The 26,605-nt window shown below is 60.6% G+C and carries 28 protein-coding genes; 21 read left to right on the forward strand and 7 right to left on the reverse strand.

Annotated elements, in window-relative coordinates; all coding sequences use genetic code 11:
- Positions 1–4: 4 nt before the first annotated feature.
- From araH to KVQ74_RS08785, 5 genes are all read left to right on the forward strand, one after another.
- Positions 5–973, forward strand: coding sequence for an L-arabinose ABC transporter permease AraH (gene araH / locus KVQ74_RS08765; protein ID WP_217830678.1), 969 nt, complete (start codon positions 5–7; stop codon positions 971–973).
- Positions 974–1,244: 271 nt separating this feature from the next.
- Positions 1,245–1,958 carry a GntR family transcriptional regulator gene (locus KVQ74_RS08770; RefSeq protein WP_217830679.1) on the forward strand — a complete coding sequence of 238 codons (714 nt, stop codon included), beginning with the start codon at positions 1,245–1,247 and terminating at the stop codon, positions 1,956–1,958.
- A complete protein-coding gene (locus tag KVQ74_RS08775) occupies positions 1,955–2,953 on the forward strand; it encodes an ADP-ribosylglycohydrolase family protein (RefSeq protein WP_217830680.1) in 999 nt (332 codons plus the stop codon). The genes KVQ74_RS08770 and KVQ74_RS08775 overlap by 4 nt, the downstream gene beginning before the upstream one ends.
- Before the next feature lie 223 nt (positions 2,954–3,176).
- Positions 3,177–4,643 (forward strand): purine-cytosine permease family protein, encoded by a 1,467-nt coding sequence (locus KVQ74_RS08780; protein ID WP_217830681.1) that lies wholly within the window; start codon positions 3,177–3,179, stop codon positions 4,641–4,643.
- Positions 4,636–5,565 carry a PfkB family carbohydrate kinase gene (locus KVQ74_RS08785; RefSeq protein WP_217830682.1) on the forward strand — a complete coding sequence of 310 codons (930 nt, stop codon included), beginning with the start codon at positions 4,636–4,638 and terminating at the stop codon, positions 5,563–5,565. Before KVQ74_RS08780 ends, KVQ74_RS08785 begins: the two co-directional genes overlap by 8 nt.
- 109 nt (positions 5,566–5,674) lie before the next feature.
- Here KVQ74_RS08785 and KVQ74_RS08790 read toward each other — a convergent pair whose 3' ends face one another.
- The 5 genes from KVQ74_RS08790 to KVQ74_RS08810 all read right to left on the reverse strand — a co-directional run bounded on the left by KVQ74_RS08790 (position 5,675) and on the right by KVQ74_RS08810 (position 8,800).
- Complete coding sequence (locus tag KVQ74_RS08790) at positions 5,675–6,055, reverse strand: Rho termination factor N-terminal domain-containing protein (RefSeq protein ID WP_217830683.1); 381 nt, start codon at positions 6,053–6,055, stop codon at positions 5,675–5,677.
- A 63-nt stretch (positions 6,056–6,118) separates the two neighbouring features.
- Entirely contained in the window at positions 6,119–6,373 is a 255-nt protein-coding gene (locus KVQ74_RS08795) for a hypothetical protein (protein ID WP_217830684.1), read from the reverse strand.
- Between the two features lie 43 nt (positions 6,374–6,416).
- Positions 6,417–6,758, reverse strand: coding sequence for a hypothetical protein (locus KVQ74_RS08800; RefSeq protein ID WP_217830685.1), 342 nt, complete (start codon positions 6,756–6,758; stop codon positions 6,417–6,419).
- Positions 6,759–6,839: 81 nt separating this feature from the next.
- Positions 6,840–8,036 carry an MFS transporter gene (locus tag KVQ74_RS08805; protein ID WP_217830686.1) on the reverse strand — a complete coding sequence of 399 codons (1,197 nt, stop codon included), beginning with the start codon at positions 8,034–8,036 and terminating at the stop codon, positions 6,840–6,842.
- Between the two features lie 110 nt (positions 8,037–8,146).
- On the reverse strand, positions 8,147–8,800 hold the full coding sequence (locus KVQ74_RS08810) for an HD domain-containing protein (protein ID WP_217830687.1): 654 nt from the start codon (positions 8,798–8,800) through the stop codon (positions 8,147–8,149).
- A 199-nt stretch (positions 8,801–8,999) separates the two neighbouring features.
- Here KVQ74_RS08810 and KVQ74_RS08815 point away from each other — a divergent pair, with 199 nt between their 5' ends.
- From KVQ74_RS08815 to KVQ74_RS08855, 9 genes are all read left to right on the forward strand, one after another.
- Positions 9,000–9,482, forward strand: a complete 483-nt coding sequence (locus KVQ74_RS08815) for a GNAT family N-acetyltransferase (RefSeq protein ID WP_217830688.1) — start codon at positions 9,000–9,002, stop codon at positions 9,480–9,482.
- A 79-nt stretch (positions 9,483–9,561) separates the two neighbouring features.
- Positions 9,562–9,774 carry a hypothetical protein gene (locus KVQ74_RS08820; RefSeq protein ID WP_217830891.1) on the forward strand — a complete coding sequence of 71 codons (213 nt, stop codon included), beginning with the start codon at positions 9,562–9,564 and terminating at the stop codon, positions 9,772–9,774.
- Between the two features lie 222 nt (positions 9,775–9,996).
- On the forward strand, positions 9,997–10,455 hold the full coding sequence (locus KVQ74_RS08825) for a hypothetical protein (protein WP_217830689.1): 459 nt from the start codon (positions 9,997–9,999) through the stop codon (positions 10,453–10,455).
- Positions 10,456–10,561: 106 nt separating this feature from the next.
- A complete protein-coding gene (locus KVQ74_RS08830; protein WP_217830690.1) occupies positions 10,562–11,395 on the forward strand; it encodes a hypothetical protein in 834 nt (277 codons plus the stop codon).
- 107 nt (positions 11,396–11,502) lie between these two features.
- Positions 11,503–12,492 carry a 2-dehydro-3-deoxygalactonokinase gene (locus KVQ74_RS08835; RefSeq protein ID WP_217830691.1) on the forward strand — a complete coding sequence of 330 codons (990 nt, stop codon included), beginning with the start codon at positions 11,503–11,505 and terminating at the stop codon, positions 12,490–12,492.
- A gap of 19 nt (positions 12,493–12,511) precedes the next feature.
- On the forward strand, positions 12,512–13,132 hold the full coding sequence (locus KVQ74_RS08840; protein WP_217830692.1) for a 2-dehydro-3-deoxy-6-phosphogalactonate aldolase: 621 nt from the start codon (positions 12,512–12,514) through the stop codon (positions 13,130–13,132).
- 61 nt (positions 13,133–13,193) lie between these two features.
- Positions 13,194–14,342, forward strand: a complete 1,149-nt coding sequence (gene dgoD / locus KVQ74_RS08845) for a galactonate dehydratase (protein ID WP_217830693.1) — start codon at positions 13,194–13,196, stop codon at positions 14,340–14,342.
- A gap of 176 nt (positions 14,343–14,518) precedes the next feature.
- A complete protein-coding gene (locus tag KVQ74_RS08850; protein WP_217830694.1) occupies positions 14,519–15,829 on the forward strand; it encodes an MFS transporter in 1,311 nt (436 codons plus the stop codon).
- A gap of 60 nt (positions 15,830–15,889) precedes the next feature.
- On the forward strand, positions 15,890–16,693 hold the full coding sequence (locus KVQ74_RS08855; RefSeq protein ID WP_217830695.1) for an IclR family transcriptional regulator: 804 nt from the start codon (positions 15,890–15,892) through the stop codon (positions 16,691–16,693).
- A 4-nt stretch (positions 16,694–16,697) separates the two neighbouring features.
- Here KVQ74_RS08855 and KVQ74_RS08860 read toward each other — a convergent pair whose 3' ends face one another.
- The gene (locus KVQ74_RS08860) at positions 16,698–17,750 is read right to left on the reverse strand and encodes an NAD(P)-dependent alcohol dehydrogenase (RefSeq protein WP_217830696.1); all 1,053 of its coding nucleotides are present in this window, start codon (positions 17,748–17,750) and stop codon (positions 16,698–16,700) included.
- A 190-nt stretch (positions 17,751–17,940) separates the two neighbouring features.
- Between KVQ74_RS08860 and KVQ74_RS08865 the strand changes: the two genes are divergently transcribed.
- Complete coding sequence (locus tag KVQ74_RS08865) at positions 17,941–18,831, forward strand: AraC family transcriptional regulator (protein ID WP_217830697.1); 891 nt, start codon at positions 17,941–17,943, stop codon at positions 18,829–18,831.
- Between the two features lie 63 nt (positions 18,832–18,894).
- On the opposite strand, the gene KVQ74_RS08870 is transcribed toward KVQ74_RS08865, so the two are convergent.
- A complete protein-coding gene (locus KVQ74_RS08870) occupies positions 18,895–20,559 on the reverse strand; it encodes an electron transfer flavoprotein-ubiquinone oxidoreductase (protein ID WP_217830698.1) in 1,665 nt (554 codons plus the stop codon).
- Between the two features lie 549 nt (positions 20,560–21,108).
- On the opposite strand from KVQ74_RS08870, the gene KVQ74_RS08875 reads away from it, so the two are divergent.
- The 6 genes from KVQ74_RS08875 to KVQ74_RS08900 all read left to right on the forward strand — a co-directional run bounded on the left by KVQ74_RS08875 (position 21,109) and on the right by KVQ74_RS08900 (position 26,532).
- Positions 21,109–21,858 (forward strand): electron transfer flavoprotein subunit beta/FixA family protein, encoded by a 750-nt coding sequence (locus tag KVQ74_RS08875; protein ID WP_007942046.1) that lies wholly within the window; start codon positions 21,109–21,111, stop codon positions 21,856–21,858.
- A gap of 2 nt (positions 21,859–21,860) precedes the next feature.
- The gene (locus tag KVQ74_RS08880; RefSeq protein ID WP_217830699.1) at positions 21,861–22,790 is read left to right on the forward strand and encodes an electron transfer flavoprotein subunit alpha/FixB family protein; all 930 of its coding nucleotides are present in this window, start codon (positions 21,861–21,863) and stop codon (positions 22,788–22,790) included.
- Between the two features lie 80 nt (positions 22,791–22,870).
- A complete protein-coding gene (locus KVQ74_RS08885) occupies positions 22,871–23,716 on the forward strand; it encodes a substrate-binding periplasmic protein (RefSeq protein WP_217830700.1) in 846 nt (281 codons plus the stop codon).
- A 9-nt stretch (positions 23,717–23,725) separates the two neighbouring features.
- On the forward strand, positions 23,726–24,082 hold the full coding sequence (locus KVQ74_RS08890; RefSeq protein ID WP_217830701.1) for a DUF4398 domain-containing protein: 357 nt from the start codon (positions 23,726–23,728) through the stop codon (positions 24,080–24,082).
- Positions 24,079–24,891: an OmpA family protein gene (locus KVQ74_RS08895; protein ID WP_217830702.1), complete on the forward strand. Its 813-nt coding sequence runs from the start codon at positions 24,079–24,081 to the stop codon at positions 24,889–24,891. The genes KVQ74_RS08890 and KVQ74_RS08895 overlap by 4 nt, the downstream gene beginning before the upstream one ends.
- Before the next feature lie 201 nt (positions 24,892–25,092).
- Complete coding sequence (locus tag KVQ74_RS08900) at positions 25,093–26,532, forward strand: aminotransferase-like domain-containing protein (RefSeq protein WP_217830703.1); 1,440 nt, start codon at positions 25,093–25,095, stop codon at positions 26,530–26,532.
- Positions 26,533–26,605: the final 73 nt, after the last annotated feature.

The following is a 26,605-nucleotide window of genomic DNA, read 5'->3' on the forward strand; positions in this document are numbered from 1 at the left end:
TATGATGACAACCCAAAACGAAACCCTGCCGACCGAGCGCAAACCCCTGGACTTGCGGCGCTTCCTCGATGACTGGGTGATGCTGCTGGCGGCGGTGGGCATTTTTGTCGCCTGCACCTTGCTGATCGACAACTTCCTTTCGCCACTGAACATGCGCGGCCTGGGCCTGGCGATTTCCACCACCGGGATCGCGGCTTGCACCATGTTGTATTGCCTGGCGTCGGGGCACTTCGACCTGTCGGTGGGGTCGGTGATCGCCTGTGCCGGCGTGGTCGCGGCGGTGGTGATGCGTGACACCAACAGCGTGTTTCTTGGCGTCAGTGCGGCACTGGTGATGGGGCTGATCGTTGGCCTGATCAACGGCATCGTGATTGCCAAGCTACGGGTCAATGCGTTGATTACTACGTTGGCGACCATGCAGATCGTCCGCGGCCTGGCCTACATTTTTGCCAACGGCAAAGCGGTGGGCGTGTCGCAGGAATCATTTTTCGTGTTCGGCAATGGCCAGTTGTTCGGCGTGCCGGTGCCGATCCTGATCACCATTGTCTGCTTTCTGTTTTTCGGCTGGCTGCTGAACTACACCACCTATGGGCGCAACACCATGGCCATTGGTGGCAACCAGGAAGCGGCGCTGCTGGCAGGTGTCAACGTCGATCGGACCAAGATCATCATCTTCGCCGTGCATGGCGTGATCGGTGCGCTGGCCGGGGTGATTCTGGCGTCGCGCATGACCTCGGGGCAGCCGATGATCGGTCAGGGTTTCGAGCTGACGGTGATTTCCGCTTGCGTGCTGGGCGGGGTGTCGCTGAGTGGCGGGATCGGGATGATCCGGCATGTGATTGCCGGGGTGTTGATTCTGGCGATCATCGAGAATGCGATGAACCTGAAGAATATCGACACGTTTTATCAGTATGTGATTCGGGGTTCGATTTTGTTGCTGGCTGTGGTGATCGACCGTTTGAAACAACGCTGAGATCAAAAGCCCCCTCACCCTGGCCTTCTCCCGGAGGGAGAGGGGACTGACCGAAGTGTCACACGCTCTACATCGACCTGAAAAATCCGCTCGATTATGGATTCGGCAAAGCCCTTTCAGGTCGACGTACCTCCCTAATATCCCCCATTCAGTGCCCTCTTCCTTCGGGAGAGGGCCAGGGTGAGGGAAAGCTTTTGACCCCGGCGCCTTCCGTCACCTCACGCAAAATTTCCCTTGCCCGTCTCAGCCCGTTTCGGTTATCAATTTGTACATGATTAGACAGGTACGATTTGACAAGAAACAAAGGGTGGTCGACGAACTCGTCCGGCGCATCGAAAGCGGCCTCATGGAGGACGGCTTTCTGTTGCCCGGCGAGCATCAGTTGGCTCAGGAATTCAACGTCAGCCGTGGCACGTTGCGCGAAGCGCTGGCCGAACTGAAGCGGCGCAATTACATCGCCACGCAAAGCGGCGTCGGCTCGATCGTCACCTTCGACGGGGTGGTGCTCGACCAGCGCAGTGGCTGGGCGCAGGCCCTGGCCGATACCGGGGCGCTGATCAATACCGAAGTGTTGCGTCTGGAAGCGGTGACTCGAACGGATCTGCAAGCCGTGTTCGGCACTGATCAATTCATCATCCTCGAACGTCGTCGCCGTTCCAACGACGGCACGCTGGTGTCCCTTGAACGTTCATTGATGCCCGCCAATGGCGGCCTGGAAAGCCTGCCGCGAGTGGGTCTGATCGACAATTCCCTGACCATCACCCTGGCCGCCTACGGTTACGTCGGCGAGCGCGGCGATCAATGGATCGGTGCGGAACCGCTGAACGCCGTGGACGCCGAACTGCTTGGTCGCCCTGAAGGCACGGTGTTTCTCAAGGCACTGCGGACCACCTACGACCGGCAGAACCGTTTCATGGAGCAGGTCGAAAGCCTGCTCGACCCGGTGCATTTCCGTCTGCACCTGCAATTTGGAGAATCGAAATGACCGCGCTCGACCGTGCCCTGGGCGCGTTTTATGGCCTGGCCCTCGGCGATGCGCTGGGCATGCCGACGCAATCGCTGAACCGCGAAACCATCAAGGTGCGCTTCGGCAAGATCGCCGATCTGCAAGACGCCGGTCCGCTGCAACCGATCGCGGCGAATATGCCCAAAGGCTCGATCACCGATGACACCGAACAGGCGATTCTGGTCGGCGAGTTGCTGGTCGAGGGCAAGGGCCGGATCGAACCGGCGGTGCTCGCGCAGCGGCTGATCGAATGGGAAGCCGAGATGCAGGCCAAGGGTTCGCAGGATCTGCTCGGGCCATCGACCAAACGTGCGATCGAGATGATCCTTGCCGGTCACTCGCCGGAAGAGGCCGGGCGCTACGGCACCACCAATGGCGCGGCGATGCGCATCACGCCGGTGGGGATCGCGGCGGATGTCGCCGATCCGGAGCGTTTTATTGCGGCGGTAGTGCAGGCCTGTCAGGTCACCCACAACACCACGCTGGGGATTTCCAGCGCAGCGGCGGTGGCGGCGGTGGTGTCGGCGGGCATCAATGGCATGGACCTGGGCGAGGCGCTGAACCTCGGCCAGCAGATCGCCCAGCAAGCCGAAGAGCATGGGCACTGGGTCGCCGGTGGCCGCATCGGCTCGCGCATCAGTTGGGCGCGCAGCATCAGCGTCGACAGCGACAAGGCGTTGCTCGCTGATCTGCTGTACGACGTGATCGGCACTTCGGTGGCGTCCCAGGAGTCGGTCGTCGTTTCCTTCGCTCTCGCGCAGCAAGTGGCGGTAGGGGAAATGTCGGCGTTCGATGCGTTGTGCATGGCCGCCAGCCTCGGCGGCGACACCGACACCATCGCGGCGATTCTCGGCGCCATGCTCGGGGCCTGCCTGGGTCTGGAGAGCTGGCCGGCGCCGATGATCGAGACGGTCAAGTCAGTCAATGATCTTGAGCTTGAACCACTGGTAGCAGGGCTGTTGGCCCTGCGCTGAAGGGGCCGACGCCTTCGCGGGCAAGCCTGCTTTCACACAAGCATTCCGCAGGATTGAGGGCGTGACAGCTCCGGTGTGGGAGCGGGGCTGCTCACGAAGGGCGCGCCGCCGATCTGCTTTTTAACTCGCAATGGATCGCACAGACAGGCCCAGGACGGCCGGGATGTCTTGTCGTTTTGCGTCATTGCCACAACCACAATAAAGGCAAACAGGAGCATTTCTCATGAGTTCATCGAACGCCGGGCAAAGCGCCGGGCAACTGGAAACCCGGGGCATCGAGCCGGTGCCGGAAGGCGAGTGCAACGGTCATCCGCTGCAACTGTTCTGGGTCTGGTTCGCTGCCAACATTTCCATCCTTGGCCTGCCGCTGGGCGCCACCCTGGTCGCGTTTCGCGGCCTGGCGATCTGGCAGGCAATCATCGTCGCCATCCTTGGCGCCGCCGGTTCATTCGCGGTGGTGGGGATCATCTCGATTGCCGGTCGCCGTGGTCGTGCGCCGAGCCTGACCCTGTCGCGAGCGATCTTCGGTGTGCGCGGCAATATCGGTCCGACCCTGGTGTCGCTGATGTCGCGCCTGGGTTGGGAAACCGTCAACACCACCACCGCAGCCTTCGTGCTGTTGTCGCTGTGCTCGATCCTGTTCGGCTCGCCGGTCGAGGCGAAGAGTGCGCCGGTGCTGACCCTGGTGTTCATCGCGATTTTCGTGCTGCTGACCCTGTCGGTCTCCGGCCTTGGCCACGCCACCTTGCTGGTCATCCAGAAGTGGGCGACCTACGTGTTCGGCGCGCTGAACATTCTGGTCGGTGGCTTCCTTTGCGCGACCATCGACTGGAGCGCGGTGTTCAACGCCACGCCAGCGCCAATGAGCGCGATGATTATCGGTATCGGCACCATGGCCGCCGGCACCGGGATCGGCTGGGCCAACGCGGGCGCCGACATGTCGCGCTACCAGCATCGCAGCGTCAAGGCTGTGCGGCTGGTCGCCTCAGCGGCGTTCGGTGCGGGGATTCCGCTGGTGTTGCTGATCACCCTCGGCGGCTTGCTGTCGGTGGGCAACAACGACCTCGCTTCAGCCACCGACCCGATCGTGGCGATCCGCGACATGCTGCCGACCTGGATGGCTGTGCCGTACCTGATCACCGCGTTCGGCGGGCTGCTGCTGTCGAACAACCTGTCGGTGTACTCCGCCGGCCTGACCACGCTGACCCTCGGTCTGAAGGTCAAGCGCGTGTATGCGGTGGTGGTCGACATCGTGGCGATCTTCGCCGGTTCGATCTACTTCATGCTGATCGCCGACAGTTTCTATGGCCCGTTCATCACATTCATTTCCCTGCTGGCGGTGCCGATCACCGCGTGGGTCGGGATCTTCGTCGTCGATCTGATTCATCGCCACTACTACAGCCCGAAAGACCTGCTCGACGTCAGCCCGAGCAGCGCCTATTGGTACAACGGCGGTATCGAGTGGCGTGCATTTGGCGCCTGGGCGATCGCCATCGTGCTGGGCTTCAGTTTCACCACCATCGGCACCACCGCTGAAAACGTCTGGTTCAAGGGCTTTCTGTCCGACTCGTGGCTGGGCCATAACGGCCTCGGCTGGATCGTGACGTTCGTGGTCGCCGGCGGGATTTACTGGGTACTCGGCGGGGCAAAAGATCGCCGCGCCGCGCAGGTCGAGAATGCTCATGCCTAAGATGTTGCACACCGGCCAGGTCATCATCGACCTGGTCATGGCCGTGGATGAACTGCCGCAGATCGGCGGCGACGTACTGGCGCAATCCGCCGCTTTCGAGGCCGGCGGAGGTTTCAATGTGATGGCCGCCGCCGCGCGTAACGGCCTGCCGGTGGTTTACCTGGGGCGCCACGGCACGGGCCGTTTCGGTGATCTGGCGCGTCAGGCGATGCACGCCGAAGGCATTCACATCGGCATCGCCGAACCTGCGCAGCGCGACACCGGCCTGTGCGTGGCGCTGACCGATGCGTCGGCCGAGCGCAGCTTCATTTCCTACATCGGCGCCGAAGGTGAGGTGAGCGTTGACGATCTGAACAGCGTGCCGGCCGAGGACGGTGATTACGCCTACGTCAGCGGCTACAGCCTGCTGCATGCGGGCAAGGGCCAGGCGCTGGTGGACTGGACGCTGGCGCTGCCAGCCTCGGTCAACGTGGTGTTCGATCCGGGACCCTTGGTGGATTCGCCGGATACGCCATTGATGCAGGCGCTGTTGCCGCGCATCGATGTGTGGACCAGCAATGGCGTTGAGGCGTTGCGGTTTACCGGGGCGGCGGACATTGCCCAGGCTCTGGATCGCCTGGTGGAATATCTGCCGGGTGATGTGCTGATGGTGGTGCGTGATGGATCGCAGGGTTGCTGGATTCAGCAGCGCGGCGAGCGTCGGCATGTGCCGGGGTTTACCGTGCAGGCGGTGGACAGCAACGGCGCGGGCGATGCCCATGCCGGAGTGTTTGTCGCTGGATTGGCGCAGGGATTGCCTGCCTTTGAAGCGGCACGGCGGGCGAATGCGGCGGCGGCTCTGGCGGTGACTCGCTGGGGACCGGCGACTGCGCCGGGGACGGCTGAGGTGGATGCGCTGATCCACAACACCTTCAGCGCCTGACACGATGCCTTCGCGGGCAAGCCCGCTCCCACATTGGGATTCGGTGCTTTTCTGTGGGAGCGGGCTTGCCCGCGAATTGGCCTTTGGCGTCACTGCAAAAAAAACGCCCTCAACCCGCCTTGCGCAGCGCCTCGATCAACGCTTGCTTGCGCATCGACGAGCGCCCCGGAATCTTCTTCGCCCGGGCCTCTTTCATCAGGCTGTCGACCGTCTGCGTATCCCTCGAGGCCTGGCTGTTACGCGGGTGTCCTTCACGGCTGGCAACCGCACGCCGCGCGGACTCCTTGCGATCTTCGGACTTGGCGCTGGCCGGTTTCCGGCGTCCGGAGCCACCGGATTTTTCACCGCCCCCAGACTGTTTGTTCACCGTCGCCCAGGCGCGTGCCTCGGCCTCATCCTTCGACACGCCTTTTTGCTCATAGCTGTCTTCGATGTGTGCGGCCTTGCGCTTTTGTTCGGCGGTGTATTTGGCTTTGCTTCCACGAGGCATGGGATTTCTCCTTTGCGTCAGGATGAATGAGCGGGAGCTGCCAGAGGCAACTCCCGCACGGAGTCAGCTCTCGAGCTTGCGGGCGGCTTCCACGCCGGCGGCGCTGAGCTTGATCGGCAGGTTCAGCGAATGCTCGCCCGCTTCGTTGCAGGTCACATGGCCGTGGTGGATCAGTCCACGTTCCTGCAAGGCGGCGAGGGCGCTGGCGACGACCTTCTCGCCGCGATAATTGTCCAGCACCTCTTTGCCCAGCCCGCTCGGGTGGGCGTGGAGCAGGCGGGTGAGGACTTCTTTTTCCAGGTTTTTATCGACGCTCATGTTTACCTCTTCATGGATGTGGATAAGGGTTGCTGCGGGCCAGCTACTGGCCGGAGCCTTCGGAGCCTGAGCCTCCGGTGGTGGTTTTCGAGCCGACGCCAGGGCCGGCGTTGTCCGGTGTGGCGGGGGAGTCGGGCGTGTTCATGCCGCCCTGACGGCCCGGATCGCTGCCCTGGGTGCGCGGGTCGGTGCCGGTGGCGGGCGGCTGGTTGATCACAGGCACGCCCGAGCCGTCGGTATTCATGCCGGGGGCGCTGTTGATGGCAGGGGCTCGGGGCGGTGTGACCGGATCGGTCGGCCCGGTGCCGCTGGCGGTGGTGGCGGCGAAAACCGCCGGGCAAAGCAGTGTGGCGAAGATGAGGGCAGTCAACCTTGACGAAATCATGGGGCTCTCCAGTGATTGGATTCCTTACATGATCTTGGTCTGCCCTCGCGCGGTGTTGGTGCCTGATGAACGACGAACGGTCTAGGTCGCCGGGGCGGTTCTGATGCTGATTCGACGCCAGAACAAGCGGCCAAGCGTGATCAGCCAGTTCACCAGCGCGATCGCCAGCACGGTCGACAGCAGCGTCGCCATGCCATGTTCAACGATGATTTTCCCGGCCAGCAGAGGAAAGCCGAAAACGCCGATAAAGTACGCCAGGCTGAACAGCAGCAACGCCTGGGAAGTGCTGCCGGCCGGGGCTTCGTTGGCGGCCAGGCCGTTGATCACCGAGTAGGTCAAGCCATAACCGACACCGAGCATCACCGCCGCCAGCACATAGCTCGGACCGCTGTCGACGCCGAAGGCGAACAGCACAATCGAGCCGAGCATCAGCCCCGACAGCAGGCACGATGCACGCAACGGATCGCGCTTGACCACGAAGCCGGCGATCAGCATGCGACTGCTGATGGCCGCGCCCATGAAACCGAGGAAGAACAGCGAATAGTCCAGTGAGCGCGCTGCGGCATAACTGGTCTGGAAGCTCGACAGTCCGCCGAACACGCAACCGCCGAGGCCGACCATGATGATCGGGAACAGCGCCCGGGAGCCCAGCACCTGGGTCGTCGCTCGCCAGGTGATGCGTGCTGCTGAAGTCGCCTGGGTGCTTTTCAGTCGTGCGCCAAGACGCCAGAACAGCCACACGCCGATCAGACTCGCCGCCGCTGCCAGGTAAAACGCCGAGGTCACAGGCAAGCTGAACGCGCTGGCTGCACGGCCGAGCAACGGGCCGCTGCCGATCCCGGTCATCATGCTGCCGGACAGCAGGGCGAAGTATCTGGCCCGTTGCGCCGGGCTCACCAGGCTGGCGACGATGATCGGCCCCAGCGTGTAGAAAACGCCCCAGCCGAGGCCCAGCAGCAAGCCGAAAAACAACAGCAGATGACCGAACCCCGGCGTCAGCGCAAACCCCAGGCTCGCCGCCACCAGCAACAGACCGAACAGCGCAATCGAACGCGCTGCGCCGAGCAGATCGGACAGATGCCCCGACACCAGCACCGCCACAAACGTACTGAGCATCGCTGCGCTGATCACGCTGCCGGCATCGTGCTCGTTACCGCCGCGCGAACCGATCAATAACGACAGCAGAAACGTCGCGCCATAGGACAGCGACAGCAGATAACTGGCGAGGCAAAACAGGCCGAACAGTTTGCCCGAGACCTGGGGTGTTGCTTGCGGCATGACGCGGTTCCTTGAGCGGAAGAATTCAACGTCATCTATCTAACACGGCCGGCGCGGGGCTTAGGTCTGAGCTTGCTGATCTCAGGATCGTCGCCGGCCGGAGTAATGCCTCACATGATGCCGATTTCTTCCTTGAACTGCTCCATGAAACCCTTCAGCCGTTGATGACGGATATTGGCCAGACGCTGACCGGCAGCGGTCTGGAAACCATCAGCGAGGTGCAGCAGTTTTGTCTGGAAATGATCGAGGCAGAAGTGCGTGTCGTCGTAGTCCCTTGCTTTGGCTTCCGGATCTTGCGCGTCGTACAGCGCGCTGCCCATGCGCCCGGCGACGTAGAAAGTGCGGGCCACCCCAAGCATGCCCAGGGAGTCGAGGCGATCGGCGTCCTGCAGCAGCTTCGCTTCGTGGGTGCGCGGGGTGATGCTGGCGGAAAAACTGTGGGCTTCGATGGCGTGGCTCACGGCGCTGATTTTTGCCGCCGACCAGTCCAGGTCTGCCAGCACCTGCGAGGCTTTTTCCGCTGCCAGCCGCGAGGCCTGCGAACGCAGTGGCGAGTTCTTCTCCACCGCCACACAATCGTGCAACAACACCGCCGCCAGCAATACTTGCAGATCGCCACCTTCTTCGGCCTGCAAGGTGCGCGCGTTGTGCCAGACCCGTTGCAGATGCGACAGATCGTGAGCGCCGTCTCCTGCGGGCTCCAGCGCATGGGGCAACAGGTCGGCGGCGAGCGTTTCCATAGGCGCAAAGGCATTGATGGTCATGCAGATCCTCAAATCAAACGAAATCCCTGTGGGTGCGAGCCTGTTTGCGAAAGCGCCGGCACAGCCAACTTCTCCACTGACTGACCACCCCTGTCGCGAGCAGTCTCACTCTTACAATAGTTGCATCCGCACCGGCAGTTTTGCCGTACACCCCGCGCCGCTTTAGTATGGCGGTTTCCTTTTCCGACAAGGCCCGTCCATGACGATTGAAATCCGCCCGGCGACCCCCAGCGATGCCCCGCAAATCCTCGCCTTCATCACCGAACTCGCGGATTTCGAGAAGGCCCGGCACGAAGTCATCGCCAGCGTCGCCGACATCGAACGCAGCCTGTTCAGCGAAGGCGCCACCGCCCACGGCCTGATCTGCCTGCGCGACGGTTTGCCGATCGGCTTCGCGGTGTTCTTCTTCAGTTATTCGACCTGGCTGGGCAGCAACTGCCTGTACCTCGAAGACCTCTACATCACCCCTGAACAACGCGGCGGCGGTGCCGGCAAAACCCTGCTGCGCCACCTCGCCAAGATCGCCTGCGCCAACGATTGCGGCCGCTTCGAATGGAGCGTGCTGGACTGGAACACCCCGGCCATCGAATTCTACAAATCCCTCGGCGCCCAGCCACAAGAGGAATGGGTGCGCTATCGCATGGATGGCAAGGTGTTGCGGGAGTTTGCCGACGGGCGTTAAGGGGTAGTGGCAATCTGATACGTAAACGATTGTCGACAGGGCTCTAGTCCGGCATTCTACGCGCCATTTTTGCACGCTCATGGACGACATCTGCAATGCCTTCGGCACTCTTTCTCCGCGCCCGTGGAGCCTTCGCTGCGTCAATGAGTTCTCGGACGAGCCTGTTGCCAATCATCCTTACACTATCAAGCGTGGGAATGGCAGTGAAGAACACGGCGTAACTGATGCGGCCGGATTTACCCATGCGGTCAGCTCCCATCTTGCTGAAACCATCCAACTGTTTGTGGAGTGACTCTAGCGGGAACGCCGGAATCGGTGAGCAATGGCGTGTGGAAAGCGGGCCGAACGTAAACAGTATCATGGACGTCAATCACGAATCGGCGGGTATCATGTATACCACGGCTCTGGCGGATGGAGAGTCAGCTTTGAATTACATGACCAACTCGGTCAATAAACATTTCAGGGGCGAAATGTGATGATAATAAGGAACATTTTTATACTGTTCATGTGCGTGGTGGCAGGCTGTACTTTTAAACAAGCCAAGCCTCCTGCAAATCTTCAATTCTCTAAAATTGAACGTGTTGGTAATACGCCACTGTACGATCTACACTTTTCTTCCGATATTGATATTTTGGGGCCGTATAAATCGTTGATCGGCGTTGGATTACTTTGCGCTTTAGAAAACGATGATGACTTTAGTGAAGGTCATCAGATGAAACGCTTCATGCGCGGTGGGGTTTCAGATGATTCATCAGGATCCCATTTGGATTTTGTTTCGCAAGTGGTTTTCAGTGAGTCGGTTGCCAATGGAAATAGCGAAAGAAATCTGACGCCTGCAGAAATAAAGAAATTATTGGGTAATAAAAAACAGGTGACTTGTAAGTTTTTTGCCAGTGCGACAATGATAGATACTTATTTTTCAAATGTTATGTACGTTCCGGTTGAAAGTATTATTCATGCTTTGGGTCAGTAGCGGAATCTGTGAGGCGAACAATTTATAATTGTTGTGTGTCTGATTTTTTGGGGTGGTGATGTATAGATTGGTTTTAGCTGTATTGTTTTTGCTCTGTTCTTCATGTATGCAATTGCATGTTCCGGCGCCACGAATTGAGTTCGCATCTATTGAGTATGATGCCGGAGATTATAATCTTCGCTTCAGGTCTGATAGAGATTTGGTGAATTTATACAGGTCGCATGGTATTAACGAACAAGTCGGAACATGGTTGAAATGTTCGCTGGATGGCGACGTTGATTTTTCCATTCTTCATAAGATTCGACTTTACGGTGGCGGTGTTGTCCGTGATGTGCGAGTTGTTGAGGGGGATCGACGTTATGAGTTTAATGTGTGGTTCAGATTTGAAGAGGATGTTGATCAGGGCGGCAGTTCCAGAATAATCAGAAAAGAGGAGTTGTTATCGTTGCTGGGCAGGCAAGACTATATTCCCTGTCAAGCGACGATAACGGCTACTTTCTATAAGGCCTATTATTCAAAGGTTATGTATATACCCACGTCTCGGATCATTGCTGAGGTTCAAAAAGTAATCACAGCGCCGGAGTATGTAATCTTGCCGCCGGAGCTTCGGCCGCTATCGTGGCTTCAATTCGAGCAGATTTGCATCATCGAGAGACGCTACTACGCAGGGGACACCATCGTTCATGGAGGTGTGTGTAGTGGACTGCCTTACAGTGGATTATTGAGTTCGTTCGCACCACTGAATGGCAAATTTCGAATTGTCGATGCCCACACGCGAAAGCCCCAGCCGAACGTGCGGTACATGATCAAGCGACCGGATGGAAGAGAAGAGGAAGGGCTGAGTGATGCGCAGGGCGATACGCATGTCTTTGGTTCGAATTACCCTGAGAGTTTCAAGCTTTTCCTGTTTGACGAAGGGCTGGAAGCCATGATGATGTGAATTTTACAAATCCCAAAATATGGGATGCAAAATTACATATTGAGATTTCTGGCTTGAGAGGTCTATAGTCCAGCTCACTCACTGCCAAAAACAAAACAGGTGAAGCGATGCTGGCGCAATTGATCGCGCTCGATTGGGGGACGACCTCATTACGTGCTTATAAACTCGCGGCGGGTGGCCAGGTGCTGGAGCAGCGTTCGCTGTCGTCCGGGATCATGCAGTTGCCGAAGACGCCGCGCATCCTCCACGGTCGCGAATGCGCCGATGGTTTTGAACTGGCCTTCGACGAGGCCTGTGGTGACTGGCTTGATGCGCAGCCGCAGTTGCCGGTGATCGCTTGCGGCATGGTCGGCAGCGCCCAGGGTTGGCGCGAAGCGGCCTACCGCGACACGCCGGCCAACGTCGCCGATCTCGGAAATTCCCTGCAAACCGTACGCAGCCTTCGCGGCACGCTGGTGCATATCGTGCCGGGGGTGATCCAGCGTTCGCGTCTGCCGAATGTCATGCGTGGCGAAGAAACCCAGGTGCTCGGCGTCTTGCAGAATCTTGCGCTGGAGGCGAGTGACGATCTGTTGATCGGCCTGCCGGGCAGTCATTCGAAATGGGTGGAAGTGGTCGATGGCTGCATCACCCATTTCGACACGTTCATGACCGGCGAGGTGTTCGCCGTGCTCAGCGAGCACAGCATTCTCGGCCGTACCCAACAGCACGGCGCGACTTTCGACGGCCAGGCGTTTGATCGTGGCGTGCAGGTAGCGTTGTCGGCGGACGGCGAGATCGGTGTGTTGTCGACCCTGTTCAGCGCCCGCAGCCTGGGCCTGACAGGCGAACTCAGTGCCACCGCACAGGCCGATTATCTTTCCGGTCTGTTGATTGGCCATGAACTGGCGGCGCTTGCCCAGGTTCAGCGGCGTCGACGCAACAGCGTCCATCTTCCTTCGATCATTCTTATCGGCAACAGCCAATTGTGTGCCCGTTACAGCCGTGCGCTCGACGCCTGCGGTTTCGCCCGGGTGACCCTGGCGGAGCAGGCCACCGAGCGTGGCCTGTGGCAACTGGCGCTGGCCGCCGGACTGATCGATTCCTCATCCCGTTAACCCTGACTGGAGGCCTGACATGCTCAAGCAAGCATTGGCGCAAAACGGTCTGATCGCGATTCTGCGCGGCCTGCATCCGCAGGAAGCCGCGGCTGTCGGAGAAGTCCTGTATGCAGCCGGATTTCGCGTCATCGAAGTACCGCTAAATTCCCCTTCGCCGTACGAAAGTATCCGCATCCTGCGCGAGGCCTTGCCCGCCGATTGCCTGATCGGTGCCGGCACGGTGCTGACCCCGGAACAGGTGGAACTGGTGAAAGAGGCCGGGGGGCAAGTGATCGTCATGCCCCACAGCGATGCCAAGGTGTTGCGGGCGGCGAAAGCGGCGGGGCTGTACCTGTCGCCGGGTGTCGCGACGCCGACCGAAGCCTTCGCCGCGCTGGAGGAGGGCGCGGACATTCTCAAGCTGTTCCCGGCCGAGCAGATGGGGCCGGCGGTGGTGAAGGCGTGGCTGGCGGTGTTGCCGGTCGGAACGGTGCTGGCGCCGGTCGGCGGGATCACGCCGGACAACATGCAGGTCTTCATCGACGCGGGCGTCAAAGGCTTCGGCCTCGGCTCCGGGCTGTTCAAACCGGGTATGACGACTGAGCAAGTGGCGGCCAATGCCAAGGCCTATGTCGCGGCCTGGAAAGCCCTTCGCTAAGACTTTCTGGCGCTGAGTGCGCTGCATCTATAAAAGCTGCATTTACAAAAAGAGAGCAGAGATGAAAATCACCAAACTCACGACCTTCATCGTTCCGCCGCGCTGGTGCTTCCTCAAGGTCGAAACCGACGAGGGCGTGACCGGTTGGGGCGAACCCGTGGTCGAAGGTCGCGCGCACACCGTCGCGGCTGCCGTTGAGGAATTGTCCGACTACCTGATCGGCAAAGACCCACGCAACATCGAAGACATCTGGACGGTGTTGTATCGCGGCGGCTTCTACCGTGGCGGTGCGATCCACATGAGCGCCCTGGCCGGTATCGACCAGGCGTTGTGGGACATCAAGGGCAAGGCCCTCGGCGTATCGGTCAGCGATCTGCTGGGTGGTCAGGTGCGCGACAAGATTCGTGTGTATTCGTGGATCGGCGGCGATCGTCCGGCTGACACCGCGCGCGCGGCCAAAGAAGCGGTGGGCCGTGGTTTCACAGCGGTGAAAATGAACGGCACCGAAGAGCTGCAATTCCTCGACACCTTCGACAAGGTCGACCTGGCACTGGCCAACGTGGCGGCGGTGCGCGATGCGGTCGGACCGAACGTCGGCATCGGCGTCGACTTCCATGGCCGGGTCCACAAACCCATGGCCAAGGTGCTGATGAAGGAACTCGATCCGTTCAAATTGATGTTCATCGAAGAACCGGTGCTCAGCGAAAACTACGAAGCACTGAAAGAGCTGGCTCCGCTGACCAGTACACCGATTGCCCTGGGCGAACGGCTGTTTTCCCGCTGGGACTTTAAACGGGTGTTGAGCGAAGGCTACGTCGACATCATCCAGCCCGATGCGTCCCACGCCGGTGGCATCACCGAGACCCGCAAGATCGCCAACATGGCCGAAGCCTACGATGTGGCGCTGGCGCTGCATTGCCCGTTGGGGCCGATTGCGCTGGCGGCGTGTCTGCAACTGGATGCGGCTTGCTACAACGCGTTCATTCAGGAGCAGAGCCTGGGCATCCATTACAACGAGAGCAACGACTTGCTCGATTATGTGAAGGACCCACGGGTGTTCGACTACGACCAGGGCTTCGTCAAGATCCCGAACGGCCCGGGGCTTGGCATCGAGATCAACGAGGAATATGTGATCGAGCGCGCCGCCGTCGGCCACCGCTGGCGCAACCCGGTCTGGCGGCATGCCGATGGCAGTTTTGCCGAGTGGTGAGTCGCTGACTCAACGCTTTTCGCCCCCCCTTGCGGGAGCGAGCTTGCTCGCGAATGCGTCATGTCAGCTCAGCAGATGTTGACTGACAAACCCCTTTCGCGGGTGAGCCCGACTCCCACAAACGCTCAGTGCAAGGCTTCACGCCGACCTCAATAAACATAAGAAGAGGCACCCCCATGCAACCGCAAACCCTGACCGGGCAGGCGTCATTGGTCACGCCCAGCCGCAAGCGCTTTTTCATCATGGTGTTGCTGTTCATCACCGTGGTCATCAACTACCTCGACCGCAGCAACCTGTCGATTGCCGCCCCGGCGCTGACCTCCGAACTGGGCATCGACCCGGTTCACGTCGGGCTGATTTTCTCTGCGTTCGGCTGGACCTACGCCGCCATGCAGATCCCCGGCGGCTGGCTGGTGGATCGGGTGCCGCCGCGCATTCTGTACAGTGCCGCGCTGCTACTGTGGTCTGTGGCGACGGTGATGCTCGGCTTCGCCGCGAGCTTCATTGCGTTGTTCGTGCTGCGCATGGCGGTCGGTGCGCTGGAAGCGCCGGCATATCCGATCAACAGCCGCGTGGTGACCACCTGGTTTCCCGAGCGTGAACGGGCCACCGCCATCGGTTTCTACACCTCCGGCCAGTTCGTCGGGCTGGCGTTCCTGACCCCGGTACTGGCCTGGCTGCAGCATGAATACGGCTGGCACATGGTGTTCGTGGTCACCGGCGCGGTCGGCATTATCTGGGCGGCGATCTGGTACGCGGTGTATCGCGAACCACGGGATTTCAAAGGCGCCAACGAGGCGGAAATCGACCTGATCCGCGAGGGCGGCGGATTGGTGGATATCCAGGCCGACGCCGCGAAGGTCAAGGCCAAATTCAGCTGGACGGATCTGGGCATCGTCCTCAGCAAACGCAAGTTGTGGGGGATTTACCTCGGTCAGTTCTGCCTCAACTCGACGCTGTGGTTTTTCCTGACGTGGTTCCCGACCTATCTGGTGAAGTATCGCGGCATGGACTTCATCAAGTCCGGCCTGCTGGCGTCGCTGCCGTTCCTCGCTGCGTTTATCGGCGTGTTGTGTTCAGGGTTCTTTTCCGACTTCCTGATTCGCCGTGGTTATACCGTCGGCTTCGCGCGCAAGTTGCCGATCATCGGTGGTCTGCTGATTTCCACCTCGATCATCGGCGCCAACTTCGTCGAGTCGACGCCGCTGGTGATTGCCTTCCTCGCGCTGGCGTTTTTCGGCAACGGGCTGGCCTCGATCACCTGGTCCCTGGTGTCGACGCTGGCGCCGGCCAGGCTGCTCGGATTGACTGGCGGGGTGTTCAATTTCATCGGCAACCTGTCGGCCATCGCCACGCCGATTGTCATCGGTTTCCTCGCCAGCGGTGATTCGTTCGCGCCGGCGATCACCTACATCGCGGTTCTGGCGCTGATCGGTGCCTTGTCCTACGTGCTGCTGGTGGGCAAGGTCGAGCGTATCGAGTTGTAGTCGTCCGTGTCGGGCGACCATAATGCCGCCCGTTCCCTCGCTCAACGGTAAAGGCTGGATATGCAGGAAGACGCCCCAAAAAACGCCAAGGACGCCGCGCCCACCGGCACCCAGACCCTGCTTCGCGGGTTGGGTGTGGTGCAGGCCGTCGCCAGTGGCGCCCGCGATCTGAAAGAGATCGCGCGGCTGATCGGCACCACGCGCAGCACCACCCATCGGCTGGCGAGTTGTCTGGTGGACGAACGCTATCTGCGGGTTGTGCCGCAAGTGGGCTATCTGCTGGGGCCGAAGCTGATCGAACTGGGTTTCCAGGCGCGCGAAGAGTTGCCGCTGGCGAGCCTGGCCGGGCCGTATCTGGACGAATTGTCGGCGCTGACCGGTGACACTGTTCACCTGGGCATTCGCGAAGGCGACGAAGTGCTGTATCTGCTGAAAAATCCGGGGCGCAATGGCCCGGAAATGCGTTCGCGGGTCGGCCATCGCATGCCGCTGGCGCGCACCGGGATCGGCAAGGCGCTGATGCTGGATGACACGCCGCAGAATTGGCAGCGGCTGTACGACATCAGCCTGCCGGCGGGTGGGAAAAGTCAGTTCTGGCCGCAGCACCCACAGCAGTCGTGGGAGCAACTGGAGCAGCGGATGACCGAATACGTGGCCGGCGGCTACGCCTTCGATCTGGAGGACAACGAGCCGTCGATCCGTTGCGTGGCGGCGCCGATCCGCGATGCGAGCAAGCAGATCGTCGCGGCCATCAGCATCGCCAGCACCGTGCCTTATATGCCACTGGAAAAAATGGCCGAGCTGATTCCCCTGATCAAAGGGGTCACGGCCCGGCTCTCGGCGGAGCTGGGGTTGAAGGTCTGACGCGTCAGACTTTCAAGGTCGCCATGTCGATCACGAAGCGGTACTTCACATCCCCGGCGATCATCCGCGCGTAAGCCTCGTTGATCTGGCGGATGTCGAGCATCTCGATGTCGCAGCTGATGTTGTGTTCGGCGCAGAAATCCAGCACTTCCTGGGTTTCGGCGACGCCACCGATCAACGAACCGGCCAAAACGCGACGGCCCAGCACCAGTTTGGCGGCGTGGACCGGCGGATCGATCGGCTCGATCAGACCCACCAGAATGTGCACGCCGTCGAAGCGCAGGGTGTCGAGGTACGGGTTGAGATCGTGCTGGACCGGAATGGTGTCCAGCAGGAAATCGAAACGACCGGCTGCAGCTTTCATCTGCTCTTCGTCGGTGGAGACGATCACATGATCGGCGCCCTGACGACGACCTTCTTCGGCCTTGCTTGCCGAACGGGTGAACAGCGTCACTTCAGCGCCCATGGCCTTGGCGAACTTGATGCCCATGTGGCCCAGGCCGCCCATGCCGAGAATCCCGACCTTGTCGCCGGCCTTCACGCCGTAGTGTTTGAGCGGCGAGTAGGTGGTGATGCCGGCGCAGAGAATCGGTGCGGCGCTGGCCGGGTCGAGTTTTTCCGGGATGCGCACCACGAAATGCTCGCTGACGACGATGCTGTCCGAGTAACCGCCCATGGTGTTGCTGCCGTCGACCCGGTCCGGGGTGGCGTAGGTCATGGTCGGGCCTTCGAGGCAATATTGCTCGAGGTTGGACTGGCAGGCTTCGCAGGTGCGGCAGGAGTCGACCATGCAGCCGACGCCGACCAGATCGCCTACCTTGTGGCGGGTGACATTCGCACCGATGGCGGTGACTTTTCCGACGATCTCGTGGCCAGGCATCAACGGATAAACGGCGATGCCCCATTCGTTGCGCGCCTGGTGGATGTCGGAGTGGCAGACGCCGCAATACAGAATGTCGATCGCCACGTCGTCGGCCCGTGGGCTGCGGCGTTCGAACTTCATCGGGGCGAGGGGCGTGGTGGCCGATTGGGCGGCATAGCCGATGGCGGTGTACATGGGGAACCTCGCAAAAGCAGTGACAGGTGAGGCGGCGCATTCTGGGCGCCGTCCGGGTGTCCGGCCATGGCGATTCCTCCGGGTGTCATGCCTAATCCTCCGGCATGCGGGTTTGATCGGTCGCATTGGCAAAAGGATCTGCGATGATATTTTCGTCCCTGATTCCGTGACTTTTTTGAAGAGCAATCCGATGCAATTGACCCGTCACCTTGATGCCAACGCCACCCTGGTTTCGTTGATCGAACCGCTGGCGCTGCGCGATGGCTACAGCCAGACCGGTCTACCGGGCGTGCAGGTGTTGCGCGCCAGTTGCGACGTGGCCCGTGGCCCGCACATTTATGAACCGAGCCTGATGATCATCGCCCAGGGCAGCAAACTGGCGTACCTGGGACCGCGCACGATGGAGTACGGTGCCGGGCATTACCTGATTCAGGCGTTGCCGGTGCCGTTCGAGTGCGAGACTTATGCCTTGCCGGATGCGCCGTTGCTGGGGGTGTCGGTGGCGATCGATCGGGTGCTGTTGGGTGAGTTGGTGTTGGCGATGGGGCTGGCGCCGGGGCGGCATATCGCAGCGCAGACGCCGGAGTCGATGACCTCAGTGGTGCTCGATGACGGCATGCGCGGTTGCGTCGAACGGTTGTTGCGCTGTCTGCACGATCCGCTGGAGTGCCAGATTCTCGGGCCGGCGCGAGTGCGTGAGTTGCTGTTCGTCGCGCTGCGCGGACCCCAGGCCGATGTGCTGCGGGCGTTGGTGGAACAGCAGGGGCAGTTTGCCCGGGTGGCGGCGTCGATCAGCCATCTGCATGCGCATTACACCGAGCCGCTGAATGTCGAGACCCTCGCCGGTTGCGCGAACATGAGCGTTTCGACTTTCCATGAACATTTCAAACGCAGCACGTTGCTGTCGCCGGTGCAGTATCTGAAACGTTTGCGTTTGCTCAAGGCGCAGACGTTGCTGATCGCCGAGGGACTGGGCGTGGCGCAGGTGGCGCATCGGGTGGGGTATCAGAGCACGTCGCAGTTCAGTCGCGAGTACAAGCGCTACTTCGAGCGCAGTCCCGGGGATGAACGCGCTGCCTGATGACCGAATCGCAGGCAACAAAAAGGCCCCCATATCGGGAGCCTCGATGTTCAGCGTTTCGACTTACATGTTCGGGTAAGTCGGGCCGCCAGCGCCTTCCGGCGTGACCCAGGTGATGTTCTGCGAAGGGTCCTTGATGTCACAGGTCTTGCAGTGTACGCAGTTCTGGGCGTTGATCTGGAAGCGTTTCTCGCCGTCTTCCTTGGTCACCACTTCATAGACGCCGGCCGGGCAGTAACGCTGGGCGGGTTCGTCGTAGAGCGGCAGGTTCTTGGCCAGCGGAATGGTCGGGTCGGTCAGCTTCAGGTGGCACGGTTGTTCTTCTTCGTGGTTGGTGCCGGAGATGAACACCGAGCTCAGCTTGTCGAAGCTGATCTTGCCGTCGGGTTTCGGGTAGTCGATTTTCTTGCAGTCGGCGGCGAGCTTGAGGCAGGCGTAATCCGGCTTGGTGTCGTGCAGGGTGAACGGCAGTTTGCCGCCGAAGATGTTCTGGTCCAGCCAGTTGAAGCCGCCGCCGACGATGGCGCCGAACTTGTGGATCGCCGGGCCGAAGTTGCGGCTGGCGAACAGTTCTTCGTAGAGCCAGCTCTTCTTGAACGCGTCGACGTAGGTGGTCAGCTCTTCGCTGCCGTCCTTGTCGGCGAACAATGCGTCAGCCACCGATTCAGCGGCGAGCATGCCGGACTTCATCGCGGTGTGGCTGCCCTTGATCTTGGCGAAGTTCAGGGTGCCGAGGTCGCAACCGATCAGTGCGCCGCCCTTGAACACCATTTTCGGCAACGAGTTCAGGCCACCCTTGCAGATCGCGCGGGCGCCGTAGCTGATGCGCTTGCCGCCTTCCAGGTACTGCTTGAGTACCGGGTGGTGCTTGAGGCGCTGGAATTCGTCGAACGGCGACAGGTACGTGTTGCTGTAGGACAGATCGACGATCAGGCCGACCACCACCTGATTGTTTTCCAGGTGATAGAGGAACGAGCCGCCGGTGTTCTCGGTGCCCATGATGTCCATCGGCCAACCGGCAGTGTGTACCACCAGGCCTGGCTGGTGTTTGGCCGGGTCGACTTCCCAGATTTCTTTCAGGCCGATGCCGTAGTGCTGGGCGTCGGCATCGCTGTCGAGGTTGAAGCGCTTGATCAGCTGCTTGCCGATGTGGCCACGGCAGCCTTCGGCGAACAGCGTGTACTTGCCACGCAATTCCATGCCCGGGGTGTACAGGCCTTCTTTCGGATGGCCTTCGCGATCGACACCCAGGTCACCGGTGATGATCCCGCGCACGATGCCGTTTTCGTCGAACAGCGCTTCCTGGGCGGCGAAGCCCGGGTAGATTTCCACGCCCAGGTTCTCGGCCTGCTGGGCCAGCCAGCGGCACAGGTTGCCGAGGGAAATAATGTAGTTGCCTTCGTTGTGCATGGTCTTGGGCACAAAGAAGTCAGGGATCTTTTGCGCGCTTTCGGCGTTTTTCAGCACGAAAATGTCATCGCGGGTGACGGGCGTGTTCAGCGGGGCGCCGAGTTCTTTCCAGTCAGGAAAGAGTTCGTTCAGGGCCCGTGGTTCGAATACCGCGCCGGACAGGATGTGAGCACCGACTTCGGAGCCTTTTTCGACCACGCAGACGCTGATTTCCTTACCGGCTTCGGCGGCCTTCTGCTTCAGACGGCAGGCGGCGGACAGGCCAGCGGGGCCGGCACCGACGATGACCACGTCGAATTCCATGTATTCGCGTTCCACAGGCTATCTCCTACTCAAGGCTCAACAGTTTTTTTTCTAATTTGGAGGTTCGGTGTCGTATCCGTTATTGCCTTTACGTTAACGTCAAGGGTAATAATGGGCAAACCACCTTTCTCTCTAGGCGGCGCATTATATCTACACCACTCCCAGCGTCCAATACAAACGTTTGTTTGAATTGGCCGCAGGCCAGAGAAATCAAAGAAGCGCGGCTTATGAACGGCTATTTTGCCGTATTGACCGGAATAGGCGTTCCGGTCAAGATACGGGCGGTTTTGCGCTCGCCGTAGGCAGACTGGCGGTTTCAAGAGCACCTCTAAAGACAGGGCGTAGGCGGTACCCGGTGATGCGCGACACAGATCTGGCGCGCAGTTTACACACCGCAAAGATGAATGACTTATCGGTCACCACTGACGAACGGTCATCCACTTCGCGATGTGAAACATCCCGTACTCATGCCGGCGTTTTTAGAGGTGCCCTTGTGCCCGATGAGCATCAACCGCCAGGTTCGCCTAGGCGACTTTCTTTTCACCGGAGAGTAACGAGGAATCCATGAAGGTTCTTGTAGCTGTCAAACGCGTTGTGGATTACAACGTCAAGGTTCGCGTCAAGGCGGACAATTCCGGCGTAGACCTCGCCAACGTCAAGATGTCGATGAACCCGTTCTGCGAAATCGCAGTGGAAGAAGCCGTACGCCTGAAAGAGAAAGGCGTTGCGACTGAAATCGTCGTCGTCTCCATCGGCCCGTCCACCGCTCAGGAGCAGCTGCGTACCGCACTGGCTCTGGGTGCCGACCGCGCCATCCTCGTCGAATCCGCCGAAGACCTGACTTCCCTGGCCGTGGCCAAGCTGCTCAAGGCTGTGGTCGACAAGGAACAGCCTCAGCTGGTGATCCTGGGCAAACAGGCCATCGACAGCGACAACAACCAGACCGGCCAGATGCTCGCTGCACTGAGCGGCTACGGTCAGGGCACTTTCGCCTCGAAAGTCGAAGTCTCCGGCGACAGCGTTGCCGTGACCCGCGAAATCGACGGCGGCGCGCAGACCGTTTCCCTGAAACTGCCAGCGATCGTCACCACCGACCTGCGTTTGAACGAGCCGCGCTACGCGTCGCTGCCAAACATCATGAAAGCCAAGAAGAAGCCTCTCGAAGTGCTGACGCCTGACGCTTTGGGCGTTTCCACCGCCTCCACCAACAAGACCGTGAAAGTCGAAGCGCCGGCTGCACGCAGCGCGGGCATCAAGGTCAAGTCGGTGGCTGAACTGGTCGAGAAACTGAAAAACGAAGCGAAGGTGATCTGACCATGACTATCCTGGTAATCGCTGAACACGACAACAAAGTGCTGGCCCCGGCCACGCTGAACACCGTGGCTGCCGCTGCCAAGATCGGCGGCGACATCCACGTTCTGGTGGCCGGTCAGGGCGCTGGCGCCGTGGCTGAAGCCGCTGCGAAAATCGCGGGCGTGAGCAAAGTCCTGAACGCTGACAACGCCGCTTACGCGCATCAGCTGCCGGAAAACGTCGCTCCGCTGGTCGCCGAACTGGGCAAGGGCTACAGCCACATCCTGGCTGCCGCCACTTCCAACGGCAAAAACATCCTGCCACGCGTTGCCGCGTCGCTGGACGTCGACCAGATCTCCGAGATCATCTCGGTAGAAAGCGCCGACACCTTCAAGCGTCCGATCTATGCCGGTAACGCCATTGCGACCGTGCAGTCGACCGCCGCCATCAAAGTGATCACCGTGCGTGCCACCGGTTTCGACCCGGTTGCCGCTGAAGGTGGTTCGGCTGCCGTTGAATCGCTGGCCGCTACTCACGACGCCGGTACTTCCAGCTTCGTCAACGAAGAGCTTGCGAAATCTGATCGTCCTGAGCTGACCGCTGCCAAAATCGTCGTTTCCGGCGGTCGCGGCATGCAGAACGGCGACAACTTCAAGCACCTGTACGCCCTGGCCGACAAGCTGGGCGCTGCCGTCGGCGCTTCCCGCGCCGCGGTCGACGCAGGTTTCGTACCGAACGACATGCAGGTCGGTCAGACCGGCAAGATCGTCGCTCCACAGCTGTACATCGCCGTCGGTATCTCCGGCGCGATCCAGCACCTGGCCGGCATGAAAGACTCCAAAGTGATCGTTGCGATCAACAAGGACGAAGAAGCGCCGATCTTCCAGGTGGCCGATTACGGTCTGGTGGCGGATCTGTTCGAAGCCGTACCTGAGCTGGAGAAGCTGGTCTAATCCGGCTGCTTCACTTATAAAGAGCCCGGCCTGTTGGTCGGGCTTTTTTTTGTCTCGGGTTTGAGTGGGAGCGTTACGCCATGGATCTGCGCCGCCGGTTGGGCTGCTCGTTATTGTGGGTGTCGGCACTGGCACCGGGGCTGGCCGTGGCTGCCGGCAAGTGCGAACGCCTGGTGGTCACCGGCAGCCCGGATGCGCCGCCGTACCTGTGGCAGGATCCGCAGAACCCCAAACAGCTGATCGGCGCCAGTGCTGATCTGCTGCAACAGATCGCCAAGGATTTGGGGATCAAGGTTGAGTTGCTTTACGCCGGCAAGCGCTCCCAGGCGCTGGATGAGGTGCGCAGCGGCCGGATGGACATGCTGGCCGATGCCCCGCTGACCCTGAACGAGCTGGAAAACTTCGATTACATTCACCCGCCGTTGCTGGAAAACGACTATCTGGTGTGGACCCGCAAAGGCTCGACCCTGGTCTACAGCGAAGCAAAGGACCTGCACGGGCATACCGGCGGCTTGTCGGAAAAGTCTCGAATGACCCAGGCATTCGGCACTTTCGCCGAGCAGCAATTGACCCTGATCCGCACGGCAAACCTGACTCAGGCCTTTCAGAAATTGCTTCTGGGCGAGGTGGAATATGTACTCGCCGGTCGCTACTCGGGCATGGCGGCCGCACAGGCGCTGGGCATGGCCAATGATCTGCTGGCCTTCGAGCAACCGGTCGATCGGCCCGGCCTGTTCCTCGCGGTTTCGCATAACTCCGCCTGCAACGATCCGTGGTTGCGCGGACAGTTGGCAAAAAAGATGACAGAATTGCCCGCGTCCGGACTGACGGAAGCCGCGCTGCAACGCAATATCGAGCGCTGGAAGGCTCAGCAACAGCAGCCCCAGCCGCAGCAGCCACAACCTGTCAGTGCCCCAAAACAGTAGGGATTCTTAGTGAGTATTCGACCTCTTTTCGCCGCCATGGCTGTTCTGGCCCTGGCCGGTTGCGCCAGCGATCCGGCACCCAACGAACAATTTCGCCTCACCGAGCAGGCGCTCGAGCAGGCCAAGGCCGTTGGCGCCACCGCCGACGAAGTGCCGGAAATGAAGCTGGCGGAAGGCAAGTTCAACCGGGCCAAGGGCAACATGGCCGATCAATCCTTCAAGAACGCGCGGATGCGTGCCGAGCAGGCTGAACTGGACGCGCGTCTGGCCGAAGCCAAGGTGCTGACCCAGAAAAGTGAAGAACAGGTGAACGTGCTCAATACCCGCATCGTCCGGCTGCGCAAGCAATTGGGAGATGCCCAATGAGCCTGAAGTCCAACGTCATCGGCGCTCTGATCCTCGCCGGCTGCGCCAGCCTCTACGGTTGCGCCGGTCAGCACAGCGAAGCCGCATTGCAGCAGGCCGGTGCCGATTTCCAGAAGGTCAAGGAAGATTCCAATGTGTTGCGGATCGCGCCGAAGGACGTGATCCGTGCCGGTGAGTCCCTGGCCCGGGCCGATCGCCTGTCGACTTACTGGGGCAGCGGTTCGGACGTGGTGCATTACGCCTACCTGAGTCAGCGCTACAGTGAAATTGCCCGCGAGCACACCACTCAGGCGCTCAACGAAGAGCGCGCGGCCAAGCTGGAACTGGAGCGTCAGCGCCTGCAACTGGCCCTGCGTGAGTCGAAACTGCTGAGCGTGCAGCAGCAGGGCAAATGGCTCGAGGAGCAAATTGTCGCGCTGGCCACGACCCAGACCGATCGGGGTCTGGTGATGACCCTCGGCGATGTGTTGTTCGACACCGGTGAAGCCGAGTTGAAGAACTCGGCAAACCGCGTGGTGCTGAAGATCGTCCAGTTCCTGCAACTCAATCCCAAGCGCGTGGTGCGCATCGAGGGTTACACCGACAGCACCGGCGGCAAGCAGGAAAACCTCAAGCTGTCCCGCGATCGCGCGCAGGCAGTGGCGGATGTGCTGATGGATCTGGGCATCGAGGACAAGCGTATTCAGGTCGAAGGTTACGGCGACGAATACCCGGTGGACGCCAACGCTTCCGAGCGTGGGCGGGCGCAGAACCGTCGGGTGGAAATCGTGTTCTCCGACGAAAAAGGCCAGCTCGGCGCCGCCCGCTGAGGGCTGCGTTACTGGAAAGCCCGGGCTGTCATGCAGCGCCGGGCTTTTTTACGTCTGTCGATTGGCGCGCAAACCTAACAGTTGGGGGCTGACACTGCACTGTACGGTCGAGTAATGTGGCAACTGTCCCAGTACACTTCTAAACTGTTCCGGTATTGTTTCACACAAGAATAAAATGCCCGTGAAATCGAGTGCTGCGTCATGACCAATCTCTTGCTCTACCAACGTATTGCTCAACAACTGGCCGAAGACATCCGGCGTGGCGTCTATCAGCCAGGCGAGCGCGTGCCCTCGGTACGCAAGATGAGTTCGCAGCTCAACGTCAGCCATGCGACGGTGTTGCAGGCGTATGCCAACCTCGAAGATCAGGGGCTGATCCGTGCGCGGCCGCAGTCCGGCTATTACGTACACCAGACACCGGCCCTGACCGCGCCGACCCCGGACATCGCCCGGGTCGAGCGGCCCGGTCTGGTCACCCGCAGCAGCATCATCCAGCAGGTGTTGGTCGAGTCGCGCCGCGAAGGCGTGTTTCCGTTGGGCGCGGCGGTGCCGAGTGTCGATTACCTGCCCGTGCGCGCCCTGCACCAGCAGTTGGCCAAAGTCACCCGATTCCACAGCCCTCGGGCGTTCAGCTACATGTTCAGCCCCGGGTTCGAGCCGCTGCGCCGCCAGGTGGCGATCCGCATGCGCGATGCCGGTGTGGTGGTCGACCCTTCGGAAGTGGTGATCACCCACGGCTGTGTCGATGCCTTGCAGATGTCGCTGCGAGTGCTGACCCGTCCGGGCGACCTGATCGCCGCCGAGTCACCGACCTATTACGGTCTGCTGCAACTGGCCGACCTGCTGGGCCTCAAGGTCATCGAAATTCCCAGTGATCCCGCCACCGGCATGAGCCTCGAAGCCCTGCAACTGGCGGCCAACCAATGGTCGATCAAGGCGTTGGTGTTGACCACGCGCCTGAGCAATCCGCTGGGCGGCACCATGCCCGAAGAGCGGCAGAAGCAACTGCTGCGCCTGGCGTCGGATTTCGATATTCAGATCGTCGAAGACGACATCTATGGCGAACTGATGTTCGAGCAGGGCCGAACCAAGGCGCTCAAGGCCTACGACCGGCTGGACCGGGTGATCTACTGTTCAAGCTTTTCCAAAACCCTTTCTCCGGGTGTGCGGATCGGCTGGATGATCGCCGGCAAGTACCAGCAGGAAATCCAGCGCCTGCAGACGTTCAGCACCCACTCGGCGTGCAGCGTCACGCAGATGGCGATTGCCGCTTACCTGGAAAACGGCGGGTATGACCGGCATTTGCGGTACATCCGCCAGGAGTACCGGAAAAACCTCAGCGCCTTCCAGTTGGCGGTGCAGCAGTACTTCCCTGAAGGTACACAGATGACCCGGCCCACCGGTGGATTCATTCTGTGGGTGAGTCTGCCAGGGCGGGTCAACACTCAGGAGTTGCACGTCCGTGCCCTGCAGCAGGGCATCAGCATTGCACCGGGGCTGATTTTCAGTAACACCGAGCAGTTCAACCATTGCATCCGGATGAACTGCGGAATCCCGTGGAATCGCGAAGCCGAGCGTACCTTGATGACCCTCGGACTGTTGGCGACGCAACTCTGTCAGGAAACCGCCGGGTTTCTCTGACGGGTAGGCGGAGCTTGTCATGTGACGCCCGACAGGCGAGCATATGGCCCTCTGCCGTTAGCGTCGTTGGGTT

It is taken from the genome of Pseudomonas botevensis, assembly GCF_019145475.1.
Taxonomy (GTDB): Bacteria; Pseudomonadota; Gammaproteobacteria; order Pseudomonadales; family Pseudomonadaceae; genus Aquipseudomonas; species Aquipseudomonas botevensis.